General features: G+C 64.2%; 24 protein-coding genes and 1 pseudogene. 8 read left to right on the top strand and 17 right to left on the bottom strand.

Features of this window, described 5'->3' with window-relative positions:
- The first annotated feature begins 87 nt into the window (after positions 1-87).
- Both H7J73_RS07665 and H7J73_RS07660 read left to right on the top strand, forming a co-directional pair.
- Positions 88-396, top strand: coding sequence for a hypothetical protein (locus tag H7J73_RS07665; protein ID WP_264066731.1), 309 nt, complete (start codon positions 88-90; stop codon positions 394-396).
- Positions 393-1,751, top strand: a complete 1,359-nt coding sequence (locus H7J73_RS07660) for an Rv0964c family protein (RefSeq protein ID WP_264066730.1) — start codon at positions 393-395, stop codon at positions 1,749-1,751. The genes H7J73_RS07665 and H7J73_RS07660 overlap by 4 nt, the downstream gene beginning before the upstream one ends.
- 666 nt (positions 1,752-2,417) lie before the next feature.
- Here the strand turns inward: H7J73_RS07660 and H7J73_RS07655 are convergent.
- Entirely contained in the window at positions 2,418-3,191 is a 774-nt protein-coding gene (locus H7J73_RS07655; RefSeq protein WP_264066729.1) for a class I SAM-dependent methyltransferase, read from the bottom strand.
- 18 nt (positions 3,192-3,209) lie between these two features.
- Between H7J73_RS07655 and H7J73_RS07650 the strand changes: the two genes are divergently transcribed.
- On the top strand, positions 3,210-4,793 hold the full coding sequence (locus H7J73_RS07650; protein WP_264066728.1) for a gamma-glutamyltransferase family protein: 1,584 nt from the start codon (positions 3,210-3,212) through the stop codon (positions 4,791-4,793).
- A 16-nt stretch (positions 4,794-4,809) separates the two neighbouring features.
- Here the strand turns inward: H7J73_RS07650 and H7J73_RS07645 are convergent, their stop codons facing one another.
- The 9 genes and pseudogenes from H7J73_RS07645 to H7J73_RS07605 all read right to left on the bottom strand — a co-directional run bounded on the left by H7J73_RS07645 (position 4,810) and on the right by H7J73_RS07605 (position 13,930).
- Positions 4,810-5,667, bottom strand: a complete 858-nt coding sequence (locus tag H7J73_RS07645) for an oxidoreductase (protein ID WP_264066727.1) — start codon at positions 5,665-5,667, stop codon at positions 4,810-4,812.
- A 908-nt stretch (positions 5,668-6,575) separates the two neighbouring features.
- Positions 6,576-7,085, bottom strand: a complete 510-nt coding sequence (locus tag H7J73_RS07640; RefSeq protein WP_264066726.1) for a hypothetical protein — start codon at positions 7,083-7,085, stop codon at positions 6,576-6,578.
- 227 nt (positions 7,086-7,312) lie between these two features.
- Positions 7,313-8,947: a TPR repeat domain-containing protein gene (locus tag H7J73_RS07635; RefSeq protein ID WP_264066725.1), complete on the bottom strand. Its 1,635-nt coding sequence runs from the start codon at positions 8,945-8,947 to the stop codon at positions 7,313-7,315.
- A gap of 165 nt (positions 8,948-9,112) precedes the next feature.
- Positions 9,113-9,427 (bottom strand): annotated as a pseudogene (locus tag H7J73_RS34060) (hypothetical protein); the annotation flags it as partial.
- A gap of 173 nt (positions 9,428-9,600) precedes the next feature.
- Positions 9,601-9,936, bottom strand: a complete 336-nt coding sequence (locus tag H7J73_RS07625) for a WXG100 family type VII secretion target (RefSeq protein ID WP_264066723.1) — start codon at positions 9,934-9,936, stop codon at positions 9,601-9,603.
- 160 nt (positions 9,937-10,096) lie between these two features.
- Entirely contained in the window at positions 10,097-10,861 is a 765-nt protein-coding gene (locus H7J73_RS07620) for a PadR family transcriptional regulator (RefSeq protein WP_264066722.1), read from the bottom strand.
- Positions 10,862-10,957: 96 nt separating this feature from the next.
- On the bottom strand, positions 10,958-11,500 hold the full coding sequence (locus H7J73_RS07615; RefSeq protein ID WP_264066721.1) for a PadR family transcriptional regulator: 543 nt from the start codon (positions 11,498-11,500) through the stop codon (positions 10,958-10,960).
- 60 nt (positions 11,501-11,560) lie between these two features.
- Positions 11,561-13,117: an NCS1 family nucleobase:cation symporter-1 gene (locus H7J73_RS07610; RefSeq protein ID WP_264066720.1), complete on the bottom strand. Its 1,557-nt coding sequence runs from the start codon at positions 13,115-13,117 to the stop codon at positions 11,561-11,563.
- A 93-nt stretch (positions 13,118-13,210) separates the two neighbouring features.
- A complete protein-coding gene (locus H7J73_RS07605) occupies positions 13,211-13,930 on the bottom strand; it encodes a GntR family transcriptional regulator (RefSeq protein WP_264066719.1) in 720 nt (239 codons plus the stop codon).
- 89 nt (positions 13,931-14,019) lie between these two features.
- On the opposite strand from H7J73_RS07605, the gene H7J73_RS07600 reads away from it, so the two are divergent.
- Genes H7J73_RS07600 through H7J73_RS07585 form a run of 4 tightly spaced genes read left to right on the top strand, consistent with a single transcriptional unit; the run spans position 14,020 to position 17,289 of the window.
- Positions 14,020-15,354, top strand: a complete 1,335-nt coding sequence (locus H7J73_RS07600; protein WP_264066718.1) for a carotenoid oxygenase family protein — start codon at positions 14,020-14,022, stop codon at positions 15,352-15,354.
- Between the two features lie 41 nt (positions 15,355-15,395).
- Positions 15,396-15,770 carry a hypothetical protein gene (locus H7J73_RS07595; protein WP_264066717.1) on the top strand — a complete coding sequence of 125 codons (375 nt, stop codon included), beginning with the start codon at positions 15,396-15,398 and terminating at the stop codon, positions 15,768-15,770.
- Positions 15,767-16,930 (top strand): cation:proton antiporter, encoded by a 1,164-nt coding sequence (locus tag H7J73_RS07590; protein WP_264066716.1) that lies wholly within the window; start codon positions 15,767-15,769, stop codon positions 16,928-16,930. Before H7J73_RS07595 ends, H7J73_RS07590 begins: the two co-directional genes overlap by 4 nt.
- A gap of 35 nt (positions 16,931-16,965) precedes the next feature.
- Positions 16,966-17,289, top strand: coding sequence for a hypothetical protein (locus tag H7J73_RS07585; protein ID WP_264066715.1), 324 nt, complete (start codon positions 16,966-16,968; stop codon positions 17,287-17,289).
- A gap of 61 nt (positions 17,290-17,350) precedes the next feature.
- Here the strand turns inward: H7J73_RS07585 and lfrA are convergent, their stop codons facing one another.
- The 3 genes from lfrA to H7J73_RS07570 are packed head-to-tail and all read right to left on the bottom strand — an operon-like array spanning position 17,351 to position 20,476.
- A complete protein-coding gene (lfrA, locus tag H7J73_RS07580; RefSeq protein ID WP_264066714.1) occupies positions 17,351-18,892 on the bottom strand; it encodes an efflux MFS transporter LfrA in 1,542 nt (513 codons plus the stop codon).
- A gap of 39 nt (positions 18,893-18,931) precedes the next feature.
- Positions 18,932-19,501, bottom strand: a complete 570-nt coding sequence (locus tag H7J73_RS07575) for a TetR/AcrR family transcriptional regulator (protein WP_264066713.1) — start codon at positions 19,499-19,501, stop codon at positions 18,932-18,934.
- Positions 19,502-19,561: 60 nt separating this feature from the next.
- Complete coding sequence (locus H7J73_RS07570) at positions 19,562-20,476, bottom strand: RDD family protein (RefSeq protein WP_264066712.1); 915 nt, start codon at positions 20,474-20,476, stop codon at positions 19,562-19,564.
- Between the two features lie 27 nt (positions 20,477-20,503).
- Here H7J73_RS07570 and H7J73_RS07565 point away from each other — a divergent pair, with 27 nt between their 5' ends.
- Positions 20,504-21,496, top strand: a complete 993-nt coding sequence (locus H7J73_RS07565; RefSeq protein ID WP_264066711.1) for a stage II sporulation protein M — start codon at positions 20,504-20,506, stop codon at positions 21,494-21,496.
- Here the strand turns inward: H7J73_RS07565 and H7J73_RS07560 are convergent.
- Genes H7J73_RS07560 through H7J73_RS07545 form a run of 4 tightly spaced genes read right to left on the bottom strand, consistent with a single transcriptional unit; the run spans position 21,493 to position 25,602 of the window.
- On the bottom strand, positions 21,493-22,815 hold the full coding sequence (locus H7J73_RS07560; protein WP_264066710.1) for a DUF58 domain-containing protein: 1,323 nt from the start codon (positions 22,813-22,815) through the stop codon (positions 21,493-21,495). The two genes, H7J73_RS07565 and H7J73_RS07560, sit on opposite strands and share 4 nt — an antisense overlap.
- Positions 22,815-23,804, bottom strand: a complete 990-nt coding sequence (locus H7J73_RS07555; RefSeq protein WP_264066709.1) for an AAA family ATPase — start codon at positions 23,802-23,804, stop codon at positions 22,815-22,817. The genes H7J73_RS07560 and H7J73_RS07555 overlap by 1 nt, the downstream gene beginning before the upstream one ends.
- Complete coding sequence (locus H7J73_RS07550) at positions 23,801-24,949, bottom strand: DUF4350 domain-containing protein (protein ID WP_264066708.1); 1,149 nt, start codon at positions 24,947-24,949, stop codon at positions 23,801-23,803. Before H7J73_RS07550 ends, H7J73_RS07555 begins: the two co-directional genes overlap by 4 nt.
- Positions 24,946-25,602, bottom strand: coding sequence for a DUF4129 domain-containing protein (locus H7J73_RS07545; protein ID WP_264066707.1), 657 nt, complete (start codon positions 25,600-25,602; stop codon positions 24,946-24,948). Before H7J73_RS07545 ends, H7J73_RS07550 begins: the two co-directional genes overlap by 4 nt.
- Between the last annotated feature and the right edge of the window lie 6 nt (positions 25,603-25,608).

Below are 25,608 nucleotides of genomic sequence, written 5' to 3'. Positions count from 1 at the left end.
CAGAATCGCCGAGATTGGGTGACTAGCGCGTACACATTGCCACATGTATAAAAAAGTTGGGATTGTCGATCAAGGGGGCTCGCTGTCGTGTTGAAAGCCGATATCGAGCACCTCACCACGTCGGGTGTGGCGGTTACACACCACGGCGAGGATGTGGCAATGCAGCATGCGGCTGCGGACGAACGCATCGAGACGGCGCAGCGAGGATGGCAAGGGCTATCGGCTGTGGCGATGAGCGCTCGCGCCGAGGCTTGGCAAACGACTACATCGGCGCTGCTGACCCGCATGAGTGACCATGCACAGGGCCTCCATGGCACCGCGCTTGAGTTCGTCGAAATGGAATCTACAAATGCCGACCTATTCGAGTCGTTGGCTCCAGCGCCGCCACAACAATGACGCTCACCGTCGCTGATATCGAGCGCTGGGACGGGGGTGATGTGCGCGAGGTGTTCCATGCTGCGACCAGCCGTGCCCAGGCTGCCTTCGATGCGGCCGACGGTCTAGCGTCACTACCGGCATTCTCGTCGTGGGGTGGCGCCGCTGCCGAGGCGGCGCGTGAGGCAATTGGTCGGACGCGCAAGGACCTCGACGTTCATGGCAACGAGGCATTAGCGGTTGCTCAAGCGGCAGGCAGGGCGGCTGACAGCATCGACCAAATCAAGTCTGACCTTGCGGCGTTGAAAGCTGATGCGGAAGACTCAGGTCTCGAGATCGACCCCTATAGCAACAGAGTTGTACCGATTCCTGGTTCGACGCACGGACGCCGTGAGATGCAGTCGAAAATCCCAGGATTGCAGGTCCGGCTGAATTCTATAGTGGAACAGGCAGATTCGGTTGATTCGGCGCTCGCGGCAAGTATCAATATGGCAGACGGAAAGGTGCCGATACCGCCGCCAACATCGCCCGCTCAACTGTCACCGGCGGATGCGCAGCGCAGACAGAACGAAAGGGATGCTTTCAAGCAGGCCACTGGTCGCGATCCCGTGACCGCCAGCGATTGGGAGACGGCGGCGATGCTCGATCCACATAGCTATGACCCGAAAAATCAGGGAGTTCCGGCCAGCGTTGTCGTCGGCAGAATCCAGCCCGTACCTGGGCAAGGGATCGTGCGGACTAACCTATTTATCCCTGGTGAAAAGGCGTGGACACCCCTCGGTGACAATCTCGGCGACAACCGGGGATTCAACCCCGCAGCCGGACCCGAGGACTCTCGTGTCTCAATTGTGACCGATTACGACAACGGGCTCGTCGTCGTGAGGCAGAACCCGTCGATCTTTCTTGGAGACAACGGAAATCAGTTGAAAGCAGGCCACCCTGATGTTCGAGTGAGCCAAAGCCCAAACGGATCTGTACTTATCAACTACGCGGCAGCCGACCCGTTTTCGCCGGGCGGTGAGAGCTTAGCCAAAGCTACTCCATGGAACGTTCAGGGCCGTCTGGCAATCTCCCCCGGGCTAAACGGCCCGGTTGCCGGCGGGTTGATCTCAGATTTTCCTGCTGTCGAGATATACCGAGACTCCGGTGGGCAGGCCGTCGAGTTGGGCAAGATCATGCCCCAAAATACAAGCCTGTACGGACCCGTTGCCGGGCTTCATCTCACACAGTCCATTGGCCAAACTGACCTGCTCGACCAATTTCCTGCCGCAGTATCGCCGACACCGATGGCCCGCATCCCCCCTGTGATACTGCCTTATCCTTCCGTTTCACTCGGACCGGTAGCTGAATTGACACAGGTACCCGTCGGCAGATGAGCGACCTGAGCTGGCAAGCTGACCGAGCGAAAGGGGTATGAAGAGTGCTAAGTGAGTCGACGATGCCGCAGGCGCCTAGAGACTTGGTGAGCTGGCGAGTAGGTGTCTATTGCGGCGCGGTTCTGGGCGGCCTCGTCTGGGGTTGCGTATCGCTCTTCACGATCGGAGCCCCGGGCGATCAAGCTCAACACGATGCCGCCGACGGAAGTCGGTTGCTACTGGCCGCGCTTGTCTGTCTGACGTGCATGGTCGCAGGAGGATGTCTGCTCGCATTCGGTCGGGTGCGCGTTCTGCGCACTCTCGGGATATCGCTAAGTGTGGGGCCCTTGGGCGGATGGCTCATCGTTGCGTCACTTGCTGCGCAACACTACGTTTTCGGCTGGGCTTGAGAAGTGACGTCCAGGGACGGGAATTTCCTTGATCCAGGTCGGCCGCGCCCGCCCGGATCACCATGGATGATTGTGGGCTTTGGTCTCGGATTGTTGGCGCTATCCCCAGCTGTTGTGCTCTATTACTGGTTCTTCGCCCCGATAGTGCCTCTATTACTTGCAGGGATCGCAAGGGTGCTCAGTAGCAGCAGGAAGCCGCTCTATCCCATAGCCGAAGGCCTCGTCGCTGCAGCACTTTTCGGTGTCGTCGCGGTCATCGTGTTCTTCGCAGGAGTGGCTACCGTCTACCGCTGACTGCCCGACTCGCCACCACGATCTGCGGGCTCACCAGCCCGCCGCGCAACTCCACCGTGATCGCCGGGTCGGCGTGATGCGCCAATTCGCGTAGTGCGGACGGGCTGTAGCACCGCAGCGAGCTGATGACCCCGTCGTGCACCAATGGCACGAACGGCGCCAGCGGCAGCATGGTCGCCAACCGCACCAGGTGCAGCGGCGCCGGTGGCCGCGGCAGGTCGATGATCAGCAGCTGCTTGGCGACCCTCGTCCCTTCGGCGAATACCCGAGAGGCCTGCTCGGGCGCCAGACGGTGAAACGACAACGCGAACAACGCCAGGTCGAAGCTGTCGTCGGCGGCGTCGATGGCGGTGGCGTCCATCTCCCGAACCACGGCCCGCGGATGGCTACCGAGGTCGCCCGCGGCGATAGCGGCGACCGACGCGGGGTTGATATCGGTGACTGTGACCTCGGCGGTCGGATGGTTCTCCAGCAGGGTTCGCGATACCGCGCCATGTCCCGCCCCGAGCTCGAGAATCTTCGGATCGGCGGTGTCGGCGAGCAGGTCGAGTGCTATCCCAGCGACCTGCTCGTGGTTCTTGAACACCCGGCCCACCCAATCCAGGGCGTCGGTGACCTGACGCTTCACGCTGTCGTCGACGTCGTCGCGGTCGAGGTATTCGGGTCGGTCGGTCTGCAGCAGCCGGTCCAGACAGGAGGCGTCGAAGCCGCCGCGGGGCATGGTCGCGATATCGACGACGCGCGTTTCCGTAGCCATGCTCTCTACGATGCCAGCATGAGCGCACCGTTTTCGTGGGAGCTGCCGTATCGGTGGCCGCGCAAGCCCGTTCTGGCGCGCAACCTGGTCTGCACGTCGCAACCGCTGGCGGCCGAGGCCGGGCTGCAGATGCTCGCCGAGGGCGGCAATGCGGTCGATGCGGCGCTGGCCGCCGCGATCACACTCACTTTGGTTGAACCGGTGTCGAACGGGATCGGCTCCGACGCGTTCGCCATCGTCTGGGACGGCGCGACGCTGCACGGTCTGAATGCTTCGGGCCGCTCGCCGGCGGCCTGGACGCCGGAGTATTTCCACGGTGGCCCGGTGCCCGAACGGGGCTGGAACGCGGTCACGGTCCCCGGTGCCGTCTCGGCATGGGCTGAATTGCACAGGCGTTTCGGCAGATTGCCGTTCGAGAAGCTCTTCCAGCGCGCCATCCGGTACGGCCGCGAAGGATTTCTGGTTTCACCGACAGTGGCCGGTCAGTGGGCGGCGTTGACCCCAGGGGTGCGCGATCAACCGGGATTTGCCGACGCGTTCCTGCCTGGCGGCGTACCGCCGAAACCAGGTCAGCTCTTCAGTTTTCCCGATCACGCCGCAACACTGGAGCGGATCGCGGCCACCGGCGGCGCCGACTTTTACACCGGCGATCTGGCCGAGCGGATGCAGGCGCACGCGTCGTCGCATGGTGGGGCGATGACCAAAGCCGACCTGGCCGCACACCGCGCCGACTGGGTCGACCCGATCACCATGGACTACCGCGGCTACACCGTGCACGAGATACCACCGAACGGGCAAGGTGTGGTCGCGTTGATCGCGCTAGGTATCCTGTCGAGTTTCGACATGCCCTCCCTGGCACCGGATTCCGCGGACAGCATGCACTTGCAGATCGAGGCGCTCAAGCTGGCCTTCGCCGACGCGCAGGCCTATGTGGCCGACCCGGCGTATATGGATATCCGTCCTGAGGAGCTGCTCGATAGTGAGTATCTGCGGCAGCGCGCGGCACTGATCGACCCTGGGCGGGCCAAGCCGATGACCGCGGGAACCCCGCGCGGCGGCACCGTGTACCTCACGGCAGCCGATGCCGGCGGGATGATGATCTCGATGATCCAGTCGAACTACGATGGGTTCGGCTCCGGTGTCGTCGTTCCCGGCACCGGAATCTCGCTGCAGAACCGCGGCACGAATTTCTCTGCAGCCATGGGACATCCGAACCGGGTCGGACCGAACAAACGGCCGTTCCACACCATCATCCCGGCGTTCCTGACCAAAGACGGTGCACCGGTGATGAGCTTCGGTGTGATGGGTGGCCATATGCAACCGCAGGGTCACGTCCAGGTTCTGGTCCGCATCACCGATTACGGGCAAAACCCGCAAACTGCATGCGATGCACCGAGATTCCGAGTGATCAGCGGTCTGCGGGTCAATGTCGAAGCGGGTATGCCGTCGGCGACGATGGACGGTCTACGCGACCGAGGCCATCACGTCGTGCTGCCCGACGGACACGACGAATTCGGGAGCTGCCAGGGGATCTGGCGGCTCCCGAACGGGTATCTCGGTGTCAGCGACCCCCGCCGCGATGGGCAGGTGGCCGCGTTTTAGCTGCGAAATCCCAAGCTTAGGGGGCGAAGTCGGCCGGCAGTTCGATATCGGCGACCGCCAGGTTCTCTTCGAGGTGTGCCACCGACGATGTGCCGGGGATCAGCAGCACGTTCGGTGCGACGGACAGCGTCCACGCCAGCGCGATCTGGGCCGGCGTCTTGCCGAGATCCACGGCGGCTTGCTTGACCGCGGGATTGCCCAGCACCGGATTCTCGGCGTTGAATGCCGAGCCGAGCGGAAAGAACGGGACGAAGGAGATGCCGTGCTCGGTGCACGCGTCGAGCACCGGCTGCGATGTCTTGTCAGCCAGGTTGTACGCGTTCTGCACGGTGACAATCTCGGTGCGGTCCAGCGCGATCTGCAGGTGCTCGAGCGAGATGCTGGACAAGCCGATACCGCCGATCAGTCCTTCGTCGCGGGCGGCGATCATTGCGGTGAGCTGGCGATCGAACAGTCCGCGGTCGATGTCGGCGGGCGCGCTGGGATCGTCGGAATTGTGGATGCGTAGGTTGACCGCGGCCAACTGGTCGACGCCGAGCTCGCGGAGGTTCAACTCGATATCGGCACGCAGGTCATCGGGTTGCGACGCTGGAATCCAGTTGCCCTTGTCGTCGCGACGGGCACCGACCTTGGAGACCAGAGCGAGGTTGTCGGCATAGGGGTGCAACGCCTCGCGGATGAGTTGGTTGGCTACGTCGGGGCCGTAGAATTGCGCGGTGTCGATGTGGTCGACGCCCAGTTCGACGGCTCGCCGTAGCACGGCAACGGCCTGGCCGTGGTCTTTGGGCGGGCCGAAAACCCCGGGTCCGGGGAGCTGCATCGCGCCGAAACCGACGCGGTGGACGGTGAACTTGCCGAGCTTGTAAGTCGTCATGACTTCATCCAACAGCGAAGGGGGCGCATTCAGTTCCGACTGCGCCCCTAGGTTCCACATGTCGACGATCCGAACGGGTAAGGGAACCCGGAAACTGGGACCTCCGCGTTCTAGCTTGGCAGCGCCGGCCAGCCCGGCACCGGGGCGGGGGATTGTCGAGCACCGGGCCAGGAAGTTGAAGGCCGGGTGTCTGAATGTCGTTGGCGCACTGATTTTTAGGACGACGGTTTCGGGGCCAGTAGACGCTTTCCTGTCCGGGGTAAACCAGACAGGCAAGACATTTGCTTCGGCGGCGACCCACGGGCCGAAGACATTCTCGAACGGAGCCGCAGTCTTCGCCCACGATGTCGATGCAACGGGGCTGCCGACGGCCGGCTAGCTTAGCTGGATAACAGCATCGCCGAGATTTGGGATGGCTGAGAGTTGTTCCGGGTTAGATCGTCGTCGCTGGCTTGCGACGAACGCAAGCGGCCAACACACCGAGCACGATCAACGCTGGAACCGTGGCCCACCAAGCTGTTAAAAGGAAAATTGGGCCCCAGAGGGTTACCGAGGTCACCAGAAGTCGGACATACTCACCTTTGGGCACTGGTTCGGATCCACCGTAACCGAGAGTGAATCCGATCGATAGAGCTATCCCGGTGATGACACAGGCAACGACGGTAACGACAATGATTGAACAAAGCGCCCGCCCAAATGAAGGCCTCGCGACCTGTAGTTTCAACGTCCCACCGCCACAGTCGGAATGCTGCCCTCGAATGGATTAACTAGCTGCGTTGTGTGCGACGTGAAGGGATCGTCGCCGAAAACATCTTCGGCAGGGGCGGGCAGCGGACCCCGTTGGGGTGCGGTCGGACTGGAGGGCGCAGTGGCACCGGCCGTGGACTGGTTGGTGAAATCAATACGGATTACCCGAAAACATCTTCGGCAGGGGCGGGCAGCGGACCCCGTTGGGGTGCGGTCGGACTGGAGGGCGCAGTGGCACCGGCCGTGGACTGGTTGGTGAAATCAATACGGATTACAGCTGGTCCGAGGGATGTGCTCTTCCAACGCGGTACATACTTGCCGTCGGGGCCGATGAGGTAGAGGCCGGCACGAGTGTCGCAGACCAGTGTGGAAAAGCCGGTGGGAGTGGGCGTTATCCGCATGATGAGCAGGTACATGGTGCCGTAGAGCGGCTTATTCACGTAGTCGCCGTAGTTGGAGATAACCGAAGTGCCCTGCGGTCTCGGATTGTTGAACCGGCGCTTACCGACTTGGTCAGGGGGGACGCTGATCGCTCGACTGAACCCGGGATAGCCGGCATCGGGGTCTGCCAGCAGGTTGATGATGTAGAAGGACTCGGAGTAAGCGCGGATCGGAACGGCTGGCCCGCTGTACAGGTCGATTCCGGGTTCAGCGCTCCAATGGAAACGCATGTCTTGAGCCANGGGCGCCAGGTTCGGGAACCGTTGTGCCGCAGTGGTCGACGTTGGTGATGTAGTTGCGGTCGTATTCTCGCTGCAGCCTGTCATCGTCAGAATGACGGCGATCGCCGCGCAGAGCAGAGACTTATTTTGCATTGTTGTAGCCCTCGTTGTACTTCGTCCACAAGGGGTCGAGGTCCCCGAAGTCAGCGCTGTCCAGGTAGGCCTGGACATCGTTCTCAAGGTTTCGAGCGGCGTCGGTGTTGACGATGTCGGAATACTGTTCCAGGATTGACGTAGCGATCCAGCTTGTCAGTGTTGCCGACCCCGCTGTTGTACAGCTCGGCGGCGATGGCGTACTGCATCGGCAATGAGGCCCGGGGTACCCCGTTCTGGAATGGCTGCGCAGTCGGTGAATCCCCCACGAACATCTGGTCAAGTGCATATGCCGCCGTACTGGCATATTGACCCGCCAACGGCACCGAAGAGCCAACGCCATCTAGGCCGTCGATCCACGACTTCTTTCGCTCCCAAGCCTCCTGAGCCGCCTGGTTTGCGTCGTGGATCCGGTCGTTGACTTCAACAAGATTGGCATGATCACGCACCCCGTACATTTCCCCAATGGTGGTCGCATCTTTCCAGTCGATCTTGGAGGGGTCTCCGCCGGCGTCGGCGATCGTCTGGGAGAGCTCGTGTTGCCATAACTTGGTGTAATCCTCGGCCGCCTTGTTGATGTAACCCGATGCTGTGGGATCGCTGTTCAGTACCGCGAACAGGTTCTTGGTCTCGGGAAGGGAACCATTTATGACGTTCTCGCGGCTGTCGAGCAGGTCGAATCCGCGAGTATCTTCCAGTCGATTGTCCATCATGTCAGGAATGTAATGCGACATAGCATGCGAAAGGCTTTGTGTCAGATTGGGATTCATCTGCCCCAGGCTATCGCCAGCCGCGTTGAGATTGAGGAGTTTCGGGTCACCGAGTTGCCCCGCCAGTGAGTGCGCGGTTTGTCCGGCGCGCTCCGCGAGCGCGACCTCGGTGGCATTGCTCGAATCATGCACCACCGCTTGACCTTCGATGTTGTCAAATAAGCCACCGACGGACTTGCCGCCGTCTGCGTAGTCGTGGTTGAACATGTCGGCGAGAAACTTCTGCCCGCGGCCCGGATCGGTGGCCAGGCCGTCAACCCCGGCACCCGTTGCGGCGTCATGAACGACCAGGGAGTCGCCGTGCACCACGTTGAGCATGTGTTGCAGCGTGGGATCAACGCTGTTCTTGGCCCAAATTGTGCGATCGAGTTCCGCGCCGGCTGGCCCCATCGGAAGCGCCTGATCATTGGACGCCGTGACCAGCGCGTGCGCCTTGTCCAAAACCAGGGCGTCCAAGCCAGAACCCATATGGGTTGCCCCATTACCCTGGCCGGCGATATTGGCCAAGGCCATAAGTTCCTTACTGGCCATCGGCGGCCCAAGGGGTTGTGGCATTCCACCGCCGGGTTCACCCGTCGGCAAACCAGGCGTGGGAAATTGTTGGTCCATCAATCTCGCATTGGTGAGCCCTGTCGGCAGGGCGAACTTGCCACCGCGTTCCGGCACATACCCCACACTGCCGGGCTTACCTTGGCCGGGAACGCCAGTGCTGATGTAGGGGTTCGACGCGAGGTGCAGAGCGTCGGCCAACTTGGCGCCATCCGGTCCGAGCTTCGACATCAGCTCGGCCACCTGGGTGGGAGTCTTGTCGCCGAGAGATTGCGACAACCCGATGAGATAGCCGAGCTGATCTGGGGGCAGAACCAGATCACCACGTTGCAGAGCATCGAGTTGTTCCGATGACAGCGTGGTGGCCTCGGTCAGACGTTGCCGTTGCTGGTCGGTCATGGTGCTGCCCTGCTGGATGGCTGCCCCGTCGCCAGCACCGGTTCCGTTGTCCATCGGAGTGTGCGGGCCGTCGTTCAGCTCACGATTCACATCGTCGACCGACATCGCCCCGGTCGCCCCGTCAATGGCGGCCGCGAGATCGCGATCAGCGTTGTCCGCACGGGCGAGCAAGTCCACAATTTCGTCGTGGACGATGTCCATCCGGCGCTCGACTTCGGCGACGTCATCCGGATCTGTCGGCGGTGGATTCGGGGGCAGGATTTCGCTGGTGTTGATGTCAATGGTCAGGCCCCATCGGTCTGCCATCCGACAGACCTTCTGCCAGTCGGATTTGATCCCACGAACTTCCGTCTCGGCGGTCTTCGCCGCATTGGCGACCGCATCGAGCTGTTGGGCCTGAAGATTGAGGTCAGCCTGGATGCCATTGCTGGCCCGCTGTGCAGCTTCGTAGGCCTCGCCGTCCCACGGCACCGAATTCATCACCTGGCCAAGACCCTGTGAGGTCTGCCGGGTTACCTCGGAATGATCGGTAGCTGCAGCGAACACCTGATGTATGGCATCGGGATCCCACTTGTCCAGATCCGACAACGACATACTCAACCGATCAACCTCCCCAAGTCATCAACAGTGACCGTGCTCAGTCAGTCCCCGGTTCAGGCAGAGGAAGGAGGCTGCACGGCATCGGCGACTTGGCCAATCTTGGTCAACTCGTTGGCCCGTTGTTCTTCCGTCGATGTGAAAGTGTGGACTGCGGTGTGCATCTGTCGGCTGTGATTGTCGATTTTGGTGACGAGTGCGGCCGATTGAGTCTTCAACTTTGTCGCCCACGCGTTCAGAGACTGGGCCGACTGGCCGGACCAGCCTCCGCTGGCTGATGAAACACGCGTGTTGGCCGTGGTGTGGCCAATCGCGAGATCATCACTGTGGCTTTGGACCTGAACTGCTGACGTGCGCAAACCTTCCGGGTCGACAAATAATTTGTCTGCCATGGTTGCCCCCCGTTCGTGAATGTCCTTAGCCCGAGTATGGCGAATGGGCGCAGGGTTAGTCACTTCACCTGTGCACTTTCGTCCCGCGAGCAGACGCAAAAGTCCCCCGACACGTCGTGTGCCGGAGGACCTTTGCGTCTGCTCACGCAGAGTGAGTGAGCTACTCCTCGCCGAGGATCTGGTAGATCTCGCGGCGGGCGTTGTTGACGATGTCGACGATCCGCTGCTGCTTCTCGGCGGGGGTGGTGAAGGCCGCCTGACGCACGGCGCCCATCAGCTGGACGACCGCGTTACGCAGGTTGACGGTACCGGGGTCAGCGCCCTCGGTGATCTCGTCCCACGGAGCCGTCTCGATCTTCTCGGCGGCGGCGCGGCCGTCGTCGGTGAGCTCGAAAAGCTTTTTGCTGCCTTCACTTTCGCCGGCGACGATGAGACCTTCATCGACCAGCAGCTGCAACGTGGGGTAGACCGAGCCGGGGCTCGGCTTCCACAGGTCGTTACTGCGTGCGGCTATCTCCTGAATCATCTCGTAGCCGTGCATCGGCCGCTCGGTGAGCAGGGTCAAAATAGCGGCGCGGACGTCACCGCGCCTGCCACGGCCACGGCCACGGCCGCCAGGGCCGCCGCCACCGCGACGCGGGCCCGGTCCGAAACCGAAGCCGGGGCCACCGAAGCCGGGGCCACCGAAGCCGGGGCCACCGAAGCCGGGGCCGAAGCCGCCTGGTCCACCTGGACCGAAGCCGCGGCCGCCAAAGTCATGGCCGAAATCGTCTCCTTCGGCGACGTGCTCACGAACGTGGTCACGGAAATCGCGGCGGGCATTGCGGCGGTGTTCGTGCAGGGCGCGACGGTCGACTGGACCTCTAAAACCGGCATTGAAACCGAAACCGAAGGGACCGCCTGGGGGTGTGAATGGGGGAGTCATGTCGTTCTTCTTTCTTGTAGGCAGGAAGCACGATCCGAGCTTCCGATACGTTGACGATATATCGGTAACTATCGCGATGCAACCTTTATTTCCTGCCTATCGGTCTGACCTGCCCCGATCGTCGTGGTGATCCATGCGCGCGAGCAGGTCTCGGGCCCATTGCGCCTCCATTACCGCGTTGCGCAGGCCGAACTCCAGGGCTGCCCGCGGAAAGAAGCCAGCTCCCGTGCCTCCCCAGATCGGCGCATCGCGTAGCTCTTGGAGTCGGCTCAACTCGGAATCGGCGTGCTCGGCCAGGGCCATCACGTACTTGCGGGCGTCGTCGAGCGGGATCTCGTCGAGCAGGAACACCCGCAGCAGGTCGGGGAGCCGGATCGGTGGATCGTCACTGGGATCGGTGATCCACCGCAGAAGTTCGGCGCGCCCGGACTCGGTGATCCGGTACTCCTTGCGCCCGCGTGGACCGAGGTCGCCGGTCTCGATCAGGCCGGCTTTGGCGAGTTTGTTCAGTTCGCCGTAGAGCTGGCTCTGCGTCGCGGGCCACACGTTGGCCATCGACTTTTCGAAGCGTTTAAGCAGGTCATAGCCACTGCCGGGATGTTGGGCCAGAAGCCCTAGTGCGGCGATCCGAAGGCTCACAGGGAAATACTACGGCCCGACATTCCAGTTGTGGAATGTCGGGCCGAAGAGTGTTGGCGATCAGTTCGCGACGAGCGTGGCCCCTTCGGCGACCCGCAGGGCGGCCATCTTCCACGGGCCGTTCATCGCCAGTACGTAGTAGAGGGCGAATGCCACGCCGCAGCCGATGAACCAGCTGTACTGTGCGGCGCCGGCCATGCCGAACACGACACCGCCGAGCAGCACGGGTGCCATGGCGAGGATTGCGCCGATGATGGTGGCGACCACGGCCACCGGGTTGTAGCCGCCTCTGTACCAGTAGTTCGAGGTCTTCGACATCGTGAAGAGGTCGTCGACGACGATCTTCTGTTTGCGCACCCGGTAGAAGTCGGCCAGCAGTACGCCGAACAGCGGGCCGATGAAGGCGCCCAACGTCTCCAGCGTGTAATGGATGACCTCGGGATTGCTGTAGAGGTTCCACGGAGTGAGCAGCACCGATCCGACGGCGGCGATCATGCCACCCATGCGCCAGCTGATCCTCTGCGGACTGACGTTGGAGAAGTCGAACGCGGGCGAAATGAAGTTGGCCACGATGTTGATGCCGATGGTGGCGATGCTGAACGTCAAGGCGCCCAACACGATTGCGGTCACGCTGTCGATCCGCGCGACGGTCTGCACCGGGTCGGTGAGCAGTTCGCCGAATACGGGCACCGTCGCCGCCGCAGTGATGACCACCAGCAGCGAGAACACCAGGAAGTTGACCGGCAGGCCGAGGAAGTTGCCCTTCTTGACGACCTTGAAGCTCCGGCCGTAGCGGGCGAAGTCGCCGAAGTTCAGCATCGGTCCGGAGAAGTAGGACACCACCAGCGCGATCGCACCGAGCATGATGACCAGCGTGTTGCCCTTCTTTTCACCGCCGAGGCTCAGGCTGACGTGCCAGCCCGATTTCCACAGCAGATAGCCACAGAGGATGAACATCACGACGTAGACGGCGGGGCCGCAGAAATCGATGAACTTGCGGATCGACTCCATGCCACGCCAGAAGACCGCGGCCTGAAGGATCCACAGCAGGGTGAAGCTGCCCCAGCCGAGCAGGGACAGACCTGTGAAGCCGTATTGGTCGACGTCGGCGTAGGGCGCCAGGCCGGGGAACAGCTTGAGCAGCACCACATCCAACGCCGCCGAGGCCAGGTAGGTCTGAATGCCGTACCACGCCACCGCGATCAGGCCACGGATGATGGCGGGGATGTTGGCGCCGAGCACACCGAACGGACTGCGGCACACCACCGGATAGGGCACGCCGGCTTGCTGGCTGGGTTTGGCGACCAGGTTGCACAGAAAGTAGACGATGACGATGCCCACCAACAACGCGATGAGTACCTGCCAGCTGGCCAGGCCCAGTGCAAAAAGGCTGCCTGCGGTCACGTAGCCGCCGACGCTGTGCACATCTGACATCCAGAACGCAAAGATGTTGTAGGACGACCACGACTGCTTGGCCAACGGTGCCAGGTCCTCGTTGGTCAGCCGCGGGTCGTAGTGATCTTTGATCAATCCGCCGCCGACAGGATGCCCAGCGGCTTCGACGATGTCACCGGCGCCGACGACCGCACTCGGTGGTAGATCTCGGGTGTCTGTCATGGGTTTGCTTCCTGTCAAAGAGAAAACTCGATGGACGGAAGGTAGCCAGCAGATATTTCACAGCCGTTGCCCCGAGAATATATTTTCGAAAGTTCAGCCTTGCTGATCATCGACGATCAGGCCGGAACCTGACGGCAGGGTGGCGACCACCGCATTGAGCCGGGTGTGGTGGATAACGGCTGCGGTCAGTAGCCTCTCGACGTCGCGGGACAGGAACGCATCCAACATGTCGTTGTGATCTTCGTGCAACAGGGTTCGATCGGCCTGCGGCACGTGCACCATCAGTTGCACGGGTTCGGTGATGTTCCAGGCAGATTCGAGCATGTGCACCAGGCGATGCATCCGCGACGGCCGAGTCAGGCCGAGGTGAAAGTGCCGGCTCTGTCGGTGGTAGGTCTGCGAATCATTTTCCTGGACAGCCTTTTCCAGTAGGCGATTGACCTCGGCGACGTGTTCGCGGTCAGCGTCGGAGGCGTTCACCACGGCTGCGGCAAGCGCCGCTGATTCCAGTGTCTCCCTGACGACGTACATCTCTGCCAGCTCGCTGACCGTCAGTTGGGCCACGGCGTAACCGGCGTTGGTGCGGTGCTGGACCAGACCTTCGCCTTTGAGTGTCTTGAGGCTCTCGCGCACCGGGATCGCACTGACGCCAAACATCTCGGCGATCTCGCCGACCGGAATCGCCGTACCCGGCGGTACCGCGCCGTCGAGGATGACACGACGGAGCTCGTCGACGATGGCCTGTTGCGACGTACCCGTCGTGTTCATCGCGACCTTGAACAACACCGCGGAGGAGTGGCGGCGGGAGGACATCCTGGGATCTTCCTATGTTTTGCCTGGCTGCGCCCGACGGATAATATTCCACTATTGACATGTCATAGTTGGACTGTCACTGTGGTGGGATGACCGAGACCACTGACGCCGCGTCTGCACTGTTCGGCACCGGCGACTTCTTTCGGCGAGGCAACTATGCACCCGTCGCCGACGAGCTGACCGAATTCGATCTGGCTGTCGAGGGTGCGATTCCTGCTGAGATCTCCGGCTGGTACCTGCGCAACGGGCCGAACCCGCGTGAAGCGTCTGGGCATTGGTTCACCGGAGACGGCATGATCCACGGAGTCCGGATCGAAAACGGTCGTGCCGGCTGGTACCGCAACCGCTGGGTGCGTACCGACAGCTTCAAGGAAAAATTCTCGCTGTACAACGCCGACGGCAGCCGCAATCTGCGGGCCAGCACCGCCAATACCCACATCGTGAACCACGCGGGCAAAACCCTCGCCCTGGTCGAGTCGTCGCTTCCCTACGAGATCACCAACGAGCTGGAGACCGTCGGCGCCTACGACTTCGGCGGCAAGCTGGCCGACGCGATGACTGCGCACCCCAAGATCTGCCCGACCACCGGTGAGCTGCACTTTTTCGGCTATGGCAACCTCTTCGAGCCGCATGTCACCTATCACCGGGCCGACGCCAACGGGGAACTGACCGTCAATCGGCCGCTACAGGTGCCTGCGCTGACGATGATGCACGACTTCGCCATGACCGCCGAGCACATCATCTTCATGGACCTGCCGATTGTGTTCAACCTCGACATCGCTGCCAGTGGCACGGGCGACATGCCCTACCGCTGGGACGACAATTACGGGGCCCGGCTCGGCGTGCTGCGGCGCGATAAGCCGTTCGGCGACGTAGTTTGGTTCGAAATCGACCCGTGCTACGTCTTCCATGTCGCCAACGCTCATGACACCGATGACGGGAAAAAGATTGTGCTGCAGGCAGTTCGGTACGAGGAGCTGTGGCGAAACAACGGCGGATTCGACGCCGACGGGACGCTGTGGAGCTGGACGCTCGACTTCGCCGCGGGCACCGTCAGTGAGCGACAACTCGACGATCGGGCGGTGGAGTTCCCCCGCATCGACGACCGGCTCGCTGGCCTGGCCGCCCGCTACGCGGTCACCCCGGCCGACCACAGCGTCCTGCGTTACGACCTCTCCGCCGGCGCCGTCGAGGAACATCTGTTCGGCGACGGTGTGCCGGGCGAGGCGGTCTTCGTACCGTCGAATTCGGGGCCGGCCGATGAGAGCAACGGCTGGTACCTGGCCTACGTCTACGACCCCGGCCGAAACGGCAGTGATCTGGTGATCCTGGATGCCGCCGATTTCGCCGGGGAACCGGTGGCGCGGATAGCGATGCCGCGGCGGGTGCCATTCGGGTTCCATGGCAACTGGATCGGCGACTGAATCAACAACAGATCATCAGCTACCCGGATTACTGTGGCCGGATGGCTGTCATCTGGCTCGCTGCCCCTGAAGCGCACGACTACGACGCCGCGGCCGATTACCTGAGCCTGCTCGCGGATGCGGATACGGTCAGCAAGACCGTGGCCGGACTCAAGGCCGCAAAACCCGTGTACCGCAAGGCCAAGGATATTCTCCGGGCCGGCAGTCTGGCTTTGCTGCCGGAAACTAACGTGCGGGTGCGCAGTGATCTGCAAAAGATCAGCGACGGCAAGAAGCTGTCGCCGATCCTGTTGGTCCGCGGCAACGGTCCCAAGGCAGTGCAACTCCAGATCGCCGACGGCTACCACCGAGTCTGCGCAAGCTACCTGACCGACGAGAACACCGATATCCCCTGCCATTTGGCGCCCTGGGGATGACGTTCGGGTTCGATACCCTGGCCCTGCTGGTCGTCGTGGGCCTGGCCGGGCCGCTGTTGGCGGCGGTACCGCACCTGCGACTCCCGGTCGTGGTCGGCGAATTGATCGTCGGTGTGCTGCTCGGCAAGACCGGCTTCGGGATCCTCGACCACACCGACCCGACGTTCACCCTGTTCGCCGATATTGGGTTCGCCCTGGTGATGTTCGTCGTCGGCACCCATGTTCCGGTGCGGGACAAGGAGATGCGGTCGTCGATACCCGGCGCGCTCGCGCGCGCCGCTCTGGTGGGTGCGGTGGCCGCCGGGCTCGGCGTCGGCGTCGCAGCGATCTTCGGGACCGGGCACGCGGCCCTCTACGCGGTGCTGATGGCGTCGTCGTCAGCGGCACTCGCACTACCGATCATCGACAACCTGCGCTTGTCCGGGCCGCCAGTGCTCTCGGTGACCGCACAGATCGCGGTTGCTGACACCGCCTGCATTGTGTTGCTGCCGTTGGTGATTGACCCCACGCGGGCGGTGCGCGCAGCACTGGGCTCCCTGGCCGTCGCCGTGTGTGCAGCCGTGCTGTTCCTCATCTTGCGCCGTGCCGACGCCAACGGTCTGCGCGGGCGATTGCACAAGTATTCGCAGAAGCATCAGCTCGCCTTGGAACTGCGGATCAGCCTGGCGATCCTGTTTTGCCTCGCTGCCCTGGCGGTCAGCACTCATGTCTCGATCATGCTGGCGGGCTTTGCCCTTGGCGTGGTGATCGCGGGGATCGGTGAGCCCCGCCGGCTGGCCCGCCAATTGTTCGGGGTGACCGAGGGATTCTTCGGGCCGTTGTTCTTCGTCTGGCTCGGAGCGTCGCTGCAGGTGCGTGACCTCGGGGCCAATCCCGGTTTCATCCTGCTCGGTGTCTGCCTCGGGTTGGGAGCCGTGTTGGCCCACGCCGTCGGCCGGCTCCTCGGACAGCCCCTGAATCTGGCCGTGTTCACCGCCGCACAGTTGGGTGTGCCGGTTGCGGCGGCCACCATTGGGACCCAGGAACACCTTCTTGCGCCTGGGGAGCCGGCGGCGCTGATGCTCGGTGCCATCCTGACGATCGCCGCGACGTCGGTCGCCGGTGCGTTGGCAGCACGCAGCAAGCCGGCGGAGGACTCGGCTGCCGAACCGGGTTTGTGACGCCCGAACCTGGGTAGGCCACCACAGTGAACTCAATGACGCCAGAACACACCGGTCGCAGAACCACCCTGACGAACTGGGTGCTGGCGTTGCTGACGATCCCCGGCGCTGCCGCGGCGATGTTCTTTGCCTATGGCGCGGTCCTGGGCACGTCGGCGTGCAGCGCGCAGGCGTGTGAACATTTGCCTTCTGAGACGGCGTACACCGTGATGTTGTACGGCCCGCCGGTTATTGCTGTGGTGGCGGTAGTGCTGTCCTTCTTCACCGCGCGGCTTCCGCGTGGATACCTGGTGCCGGTGGTGGCCTGGATCCTGCTGATCGTCGATGTCGTGGTGATGTTCTTCGCGTTCCAGCACTGAAGGGCACGCCGGCAGGGCACGTCGGCCGCGTATGCCTGCTACACCTTCGGCATGCGGTGCGCTATCGCTGGGACCTGGGTGCCTTGCCCCGGAATGTCCGCCCCACCACGACCGCCGCGATCAGAGTCAGCGAGCCGGCGATGGCCGCCGTCGGTGCGATACCGGAGTCGAACGCCACCCGCGCCGAGTCCATCAGTAGCTTCGATGCACCTGCAGGCAGGGTCTGTGCCACCGCACTCGCACCGCTGATGCTCTCGGCGGCATCGGCGGTCTGGGTCGGCGTCATACCGCTCGGAACGTCGACGTTGGCGCGGTAGAAGGCGCTGAAAATCGTGCCCAGCACCGCGGTGCCGACGACGGCGCCCAATTCGTAGGCGGTCTCGGAGACAGCGGATGCGGCGCCGGACTTCGCCGCCGGTACCGACGCCACGATGGTGTCGTTGGAGATGGTCTGCGACATTCCCACACCGAACTCGAGAACGATGAACGAGATGACCACCGCGGTGATCGACAGATTGTGGCGGAAGAGCAGGATCATGAAGAAGCCGATCGATACCGCGATCAACCCGGCCACGATAAGGGTCTGTGGTGCAAAGTGTTTCGCGAGCCGGACCACGCCGATTCCGGCGATCACCGACACCACCGCGCCTGGCAGTGTGACGAGACCGGCGGCCAACGGACTGAGCCCGAGCACCAGCTGAAGGTGCTGGGACATGAAGAAGATGAAGCCGATCAGGCCGACGATGGACAAAAAGTTCGCGAGCACCGACGAGCTGAACGGCGCGTGCTTGAACAGATCCATATCGAGCATCGGTGTCGCGCTGCGCTTCTGGCGACGCACAAACAGCACACCGGATACAGCTCCGACGACGAATGCGGCGACTACGGCAGCCGACGGGCCGTCGTGCGCGACGGTTTTGATCGCCCAGACGAACGGCAGCATCGCCACGAAGGACAGCACGATGCTGATCGGGTCCAGCGGGCCCGGATTGGGATCGCGTGATTCAGGCACCAGCCGCGGAGCGAGCACCAATAGCGGTAGCAGGATCGGGATGGCGATCAGGAACACCGCACCCCAGTGGAAGTGTTGCAGCAGAATGCCACCGATGATCGGGCCGAGAGCCGAGCCGGCGGTGAAGCACGAGGCCCAGATCGCGATCGCGAGCCGTCGTGATGCCGCGTCGGCGAAGATGTTGCGGATCAACGACATGGTCGAGGGCATCAGCATCGCGCCGAATACGCCGAGGGCGGCACGGGCGATGACGAGAAACTCGGCACTGGGCGCAAAAGCCGCCACCGCAGAAACCGCGGCGAAACCGGTGGACCCGATGATCAGCAGGCGGCGTCTGCCGAGCCGGTCGCCGAGGCTGCCCATCGCCACCAGCAGTGCGGCGAGGACCAGCGAGTAGACGTCGACTATCCACAGCTGCGTGGACGCCGCCGGCCGGAAGTCCTCAGCGATAACCGGCAGGGCGAACGCCAGCACGGTGTTGTCGATCGCGACCAACAGCACCGGAAGCAGCAGCACAGCCAGTGCCAGCCAGGCACTGCGCGGGGCGCTCGGCGTTGAAGAATTCGCCACGGAGTCGAGGCGGGTTGACATGTGGTGCTCCTGAAGTGCGAAGAAATATGGGGTAGGGCGTCAGCCCTGGTTCGGGTTGATGGCGCCTTCGGTGAGGCTGTCGATGATCGCGTCGACGATCTGGTGCTTGGGTGTCCCATCGGCCCTGGCGGCCTCGGCGCCGGCCTGGATCAGGGCCCAGAACACCCGTCGGGCCCAGCCGGGCGGTGTCGCCGTACACGACATCCTGGTCAGCACCTCCCCGATGGCCTCGTCACCGGTGTCGAGGTGAGCCCTGAGTTCGGGATCGGCCATCACGGTCGGCTCGTTGTAGACGTAAAGGAAAATCGGGCCCAGATCGAGTTGGCATTCGACGACGCGCCGCAGTGCGGCGATCGGCGGGCCGCTGAGCGGCTCAGCCTCCTCGATGGCGGTGGTGCTCAGTGCGTGCACGTGCCTGGCGAGGGCGTGAATCAGATCTGTGCGTTCGGGGAAGTGGCGGTGCAGCGTGCTGCGTCCGACACCGGCCGCGGTGGCTATCTCATTCAGCGGCGCCGCGGGACTCTCGGCGAGAACCGTCATGGCGGCCTCGAGGATCGCCTTGCGGGTGCGGGCACGAGGCCCACTATCCTCACCCAGCTGCGCGGTCATGCGCCAAAATATAACACGAACCATTCAAAATGGGACAGTCATGTCCCATTTACGGTTTGTTCATGTCGGCGGAGCGAAGCCGGAGTGGTCCTGCGGCGGGGCTGGTGGGGGCGGCCCCTGTGACGCTTGGTTTTGAGGTGGGCCCCAGTAGGGCGCGGGCGGCAGCGGCGGCGATGGCGGCTGCACCTGGCTGGCGACTGTCGCCGACGGAGCCAGCCGGGCCAGCTCCCGGCGGTGTCTCTCGGCCAGTACCGCGGCCAGGACAAATTGCGGCGGTGCGCCCGGGGGCGGTGGCGGCGAGATCTGCGCGGACACCTCGCCGGCGATCCGGTAAGCCATCTGGTCGCGCAATGCGGGTTCGAGTTGGGGCGCGCGATTGAGGAACTGGCGAGCCAGCTCGACCTGTTCGGTCCTCAGGCCGGACAGCTGAAGCGACTCCGCCCACCACTGCAGGCCCGGTGGCATCGTCGGCGGTGGCCCCAGCTTCGGTCCACGCTCGCTGATCACCAGGGTCCCGGCGAAGACATCGCCAATTCGTTTGCCCTTCGCCGAAACCAGGCTGCAGATCACCGCGGGCCCCCCGGCGAACGACCAGATCTCCACCACGGAGGCCAGCGCGCGAAAGAGGGCTTGGCGGAACCGTTCCGGGCCACCGTCTTCGGCGACGACGCGCAGGCCCATCGCCATCTTGCCCAACGAGCGGCCCCTGGTCGCTACTTCGAACACCACCGGATAGCCAACGATCACCAACACCGTGTAGATGATCAGCACCGCCCCCGACAGGGCGGAGTCGAACTCGCTGAGCGTCATCGCCCACAGGACCACCCCGAGGATGTAGCCGAGGAACATCACCGTCACGTCGATCAGCGCGCCGAGCGCCCGCACCGGTAGTTGAGCGATCTGCACGTCGAGCACGACGGCGTCCCCGGTCACCACCGTGCCTGAAGGCACGGGCGACGTATACGGCGTGGCCATACCGGCGACGCTACTAGACTTTGCCTGGTGGATGTCGACGCGTTCGTGCTAGCCCACCGGGCGACGTGGGACCGGCTTGAGGCGCTGGTCAAAAGGCGTCGACGGCTCACCGGCGCCGAGGTCGACGAGTTGGTCGAGCTTTACCAGCGAGTGTCCACGCACCTGTCCGTGGTGCGGTCCACCTCCTCGGATTCGGTCCTGATCGGCAAACTCTCGACACTGGTCGCGCGGGCCCGCTCAGTGGTGACGGGTGCGCACGCCCCGCTGTGGCGGGAATTCGTCCGGTTCTGGACGGTCTCGTTCCCGGTGGTCGCCTACCGGTCCTGGCGTTGGTGGTTGGGTTCCGCGGTCGGGTTCTTCCTCGTGGTCGCCGTGATCGGTGTCTGGGTTGCCAACAACCCCGAGGTGCAATCGGCCCTCGGAAGCCCTTCTGACATAGATCAATTGATTAACCATGACGTCGAGTCCTACTACAGCGAGCACCCGGCGGCGTCGTTCGCACTGCAGGTGTGGGTGAACAACTCCTGGGTGGCCGCCCAGTGCATCGCATCGTCGATCCTGCTCGGCGTCACCATCCCAGGTGTGCTCTTCGACAACGCAGAGAACCTCGGGGTCATCGGCGGGCTGATGTTCCACGCCGACAAGGGACCACTTTTCGTGGGACTCCTGTTGCCGCACGGACTTCTTGAATTGACTGCGGTCTTCCTGGCCGCCGCAGTCGGAATGCGCCTGGGCTGGTCGGTGATCTCACCCGGGAACCGGCCACGCGGGCAGGTGCTTGCTGAGCAGGGGCGGGCAGTCGTCTCCGTCGCTGTCGGATTGGTTGTGGTATTGCTGATCTCGGGCCTCATCGAGGCGTTGGTGACACCGTCGCCGTTGCCGACCTTAGTGCGAATCGGCATTGGTGTGCTCGCCGAAGCCGCATTCCTCGGCTACGTCGTGTATTTCGGGCGCCGTGCGGTGCGCGCCGGTGAGACCGGCGACGTCGAAGACGCCCCCGACGTGGCGTTGGCGAGCTAGAGCTTCCCGCTGGCTTTCATCGCCAAGTAACGGTCGGCCAACGCGGGCGCAAGTTCCTCCGGCGGTGCGTCGACCACCTCGACGCCGCTACGCCGCAACCGGGACGCGATCGCTCGCCGGTCGTTACGGGACCGTTCAGCGGCGGCCGCGTCGTACACCTGGGCGGCATCGTTGCGCCCGGCGGCGAGGTCGTCGACCCGCGGATCGGCGACTGCGGCGACGATCACCTGATGCTTGGCCGACAGTCGCGGCAGCACCGGCAGCAGCCCCTCGTCCAGCGCGGACGAGTTCAGATCGGTCAACAGCACCACCAGCGCCTGTCTGCGCGTACGGCGCAGGATGGTGGCCACCGTTGCAGCCGCATCGGATTCGACGAGCGCAGGTTGCAGTGGAGCCATCGCCGTGACCAGCTGCGCCAGCAGTTCGGTGCGGGATGCCCCGACCACCGTGGCCCGGGGTACCTGGTCGTGGGCGAGGAAGTCGACATGGTCGCCGGCCCGCGCCGCCAAGGCGGCGAGCAGCAGCGCGGCATCCAGCGACCAGTCCAGCCGCGGCCAGCCGCCCGGGTCGGACGCGGTCGGGTCGACGCCGACCCGGCCCGCGGAGGTCCGGCCGGTATCGACGACGATGACGACGCGCCGGTCACGTTCGGGCCGCCAGGTGCGCACCACGACATCAGCGCGGCGAGCAGTGGCCCGCCAGTCGATGGAGCGTACGTCGTCGCCGACGACATACTCACGCAGGGAATCGAATTCGGTGCCCTGTCCGCGGATCAGTACCGGCAACAGACCGTCGAGCTCGCGCAGTTTCGCCAACCGCGACGGCAGGTGCTTGCGGGACAGGAACGGCGGCAGGATGCGCGCCGTCCACGGCACCCGGTGCGAGCTCTGCCGGCCCGCCAGGCCCAGCGGCCCGATCGAGCGGGCGGTCACCACCGCCGACTGCTGATCGCCGCGGCGCACGGGTCGCAGCCGGGTATCCACCCGCTGGCGTTGTCCGGCAGCGATATCCACTGCGTGTGTGCGTGGTTCGGCTCTGGCGCTGGGCGCCCACGCATCGCGCACCAGTCCGCGGAACCGGCGCCCGCCGGTGTTGGTCACCCACAGCGCGATGTCGACGGGTTCGCCCAGCCGTGCAGACGTGTCACCGCTGCGGGTCAGGTCCAAGCTCTTGGTACTGGCGGCCAGCGCGACATCTGCGGCGATGGCGACCACCAGGACAGTCAGCAGTGCCGCGAATGCGATTGCAGGCCAAGGCGCTACCGCGATGGGCAGGATGCAGACCAGTGCGACCAACCCGGCGCGGCGGGTAAGGACCACTACCGGGGCACCGGGACTGCGGCCAGGATGCCGTCGAGCACACCGTCCGTCGTCGCGCCTTCGAGTTCCGCCTCGGGACGCAGGGCGATTCGGTGTCGCAGTGTCGGTTTGGCCATTGCCTTGACATCGTCGGGAGTCACGTAGTTGCGGCCCGACAACCAGGCCCACGAGCGCGCCGTGCCCAGCAGCGCGGTCGACCCGCGCGGGGAGACACCCAGTTGCAGCGACGGTGACTGCCGCGTGGCACCCACGACATCGACGATGTACCCCAGCACCTCATCGGCGACGAGCACCTGCCGGACGGCTTCGCGACCTGCGGCCAGTTCGGCCGGTCCGGCCACCGGGCGGATCGAGGACAGGTCACGCGGATCGAAGCCGTGGGCATGCCGGTTGAGGATCGCGATCTCCTGGTCCCGCGGCGGCAGTGGCACATTCAGTTTGAGCAGGAACCGGTCCAGCTGAGCCTCCGGCAACTGGTACGTACCCTCATATTCGATCGGGTTCTGGGTGGCCGCGACGATGAACGGATCGGGCAGCGGGCGGGGATCCCCGTCGACGCTGACCTGGCGCTCCTCCATGGCCTCCAGCAGTGCGGCCTGCGTTTTCGGCGGGGTGCGGTTGATCTCGTCGGCCAGCATCAGGTTGGTGAACACCGGACCCTCGCGGAATGCGAACGCGGCGGTGCGCGCGTCGTACACCAGGGACCCGGTGACGTCGCCCGGCATCAGGTCCGGAGTGAATTGGACGCGTTTGAACTCCAGTTGCAGCGCGGCGGCCAGCGTCCGTACCAGCAGTGTCTTAGCCACGCCGGGAACGCCTTCGAGCAGGACGTGGCCGCGGCACAGCAGTGCGATGACCAGACCGCTGACCACGGCTTCCTGGCCGACGACGGCCTTGGCGATCTCGGCGCGCAGATCGAGCAGGGCGGCACGTGCCGATTCCGCTGTGGCAGTTCCGGTCTGGGTGGATGCGGGTGCTGGCTGTGTCACGAGTGTGCGACCTGCCTTTCGATGTCGTCGAGTGCGTGGGCGAGCTGGACCAGGTCGTCGTCGGTGCTGGGTGTCGGTCCGAACAGACTGTGCTGCAGGGCTTGTGGATCGGTGAGCTGACCGCCGCTGCGCGCCATGATGGTGGCGATGATCGCGGGTGGCTGGGCATTGGCGCCCAGTCCGAGCCGCGGCGAAAGTCGTTGCAGGGTGGCGGTGCGCAGTGCCTCGGCCGCCCGGTCGCGAGCCCGACGGGACCGGTAGAGACGGCCGCGCCCCTCGACGGTCTCCGAGGCCCGTACCACCACCGGCAGGTCCTCGGTGACCAGCGGGCCCATGCGACGCACCTTCCACAATGCGATCAGACCCACCGCCAACCATGCCTGCCAGACGATCCAGCTGACTTGTTCGGGGACGAGGTCGGATATCGATGCACCGGGACTGGTTTCGCCATCGGGATGCTGCGGCGCGTACCAGATCAGCCGAGGCTGCGCACCCGCCAGATTCATCGCGAGAGCGGCGTTGCCTTCCTGAAGCAGAGTCGAATTGGTCAGGAAGTCCGCGCTGCCGACCACGGTGATCTGGCGCCCGCCGGCGTGATATCGGACCAGCGCACCGCCGTAACAGCTGGTGATGTGGGTCGTGTCGTCGGTCGCGGCATAGGCATCGGGCGTCCCGAGCGAGACGGTTCCGGCCCGATCCGCTTCGGGGAGGTCACAATCGGGTGCCCCGCTGAGCCCGATGGCCGGTGCCCTTCGCAATTCGGGTGCCAAGGCTTCTCTGGTACGCGCGGCCGGCTCGATCAGCAGCAGGTCTCCGGGTGCGTCGGCCAGCGGTCGCAACAATTCCGGGGCAGCGGTGTATCCGGTCTGCGCCACCAGCAGCAGCGAGCCGTCGCGGACAGCCTGTCGCGCTTCGGAGGCGGTATCGGCGACCACCACCTCCACCCCCTGGTCGCGCAACAGCGCGATCAGTGCCCGCGCCCCGTCGGACGAGGTCGACTCCGGGTCCATTCGTCCGCCGGGGCGCGGTGCGGTCAGCCACGCGCTGGCGAGTGCGATGAGAGCAATGACGACGAGCGCCAGTCCGGCCCAACGCCAGGTGCGCCACTGACGTGCGGCGGTCGGAGTTACCGGCCCGGCCGTCATCGCACGTCCGCCCAGTTGTCGCCAGATGGTGCCGGTAGAGCCTCGGCATTCCCAGCGACCACCGTGTGGGTGCGCAGGTGCTCGTCGAGATCGGCGACGGCACGGTAGGCCGCTGACGTCCCCGGGACCTCACCGTAGGTGACATCGTTGAACGTCGTTGCAGCGCCGGACAGTTCCCTAGCAAGCCGGGGTAGCGACTGTCCGGCGTCCCGGGCCAGCTCGTTGGCGGTGCGCCCCGGTACCGGAGTGAGCACGCCGGTCTCTTCGAGTTGACGGGCGATGGCTCGCAGGCGATGCCGGATCGCAGCGGCCCAGTCGCCCCGTGCCGCGCACTGCTCTGCGGTCGCCCGGTGCTCGGCGGCGCTGAGTTCGGCGGCACCGAACAACTGGTAATCCCCGCCACGATTGGTCCGCATCGTCCGTCGGGCTATGCGGACGGCGATGAATATCGCCACTGCGAGCAGGACCAGCAGCAGCACAATAGTGAACCAGCCGCCCGGAACCGTGGAACCCTTGAGCAGAAGCCGATACAGAATCTCGTCGAGCCATCGCGAAAGCCGTTCGGTCAGATCCCCTTTCGGATAAATCGGCTTGCTCAGCTCGCGCTGGGCCGCTTCGTGGGCGGCGTCGCGATCGATGTCTACCGTCGGCACAGCGTG

The sequence above is a fragment of the Mycolicibacterium komossense genome (genome assembly GCF_025822605.1).
GTDB classification, from domain to species: domain Bacteria; phylum Actinomycetota; class Actinomycetes; order Mycobacteriales; family Mycobacteriaceae; genus Mycobacterium; species Mycobacterium komossense.
This window is presented reverse-complemented; position numbering and strand designations above follow the sequence as displayed.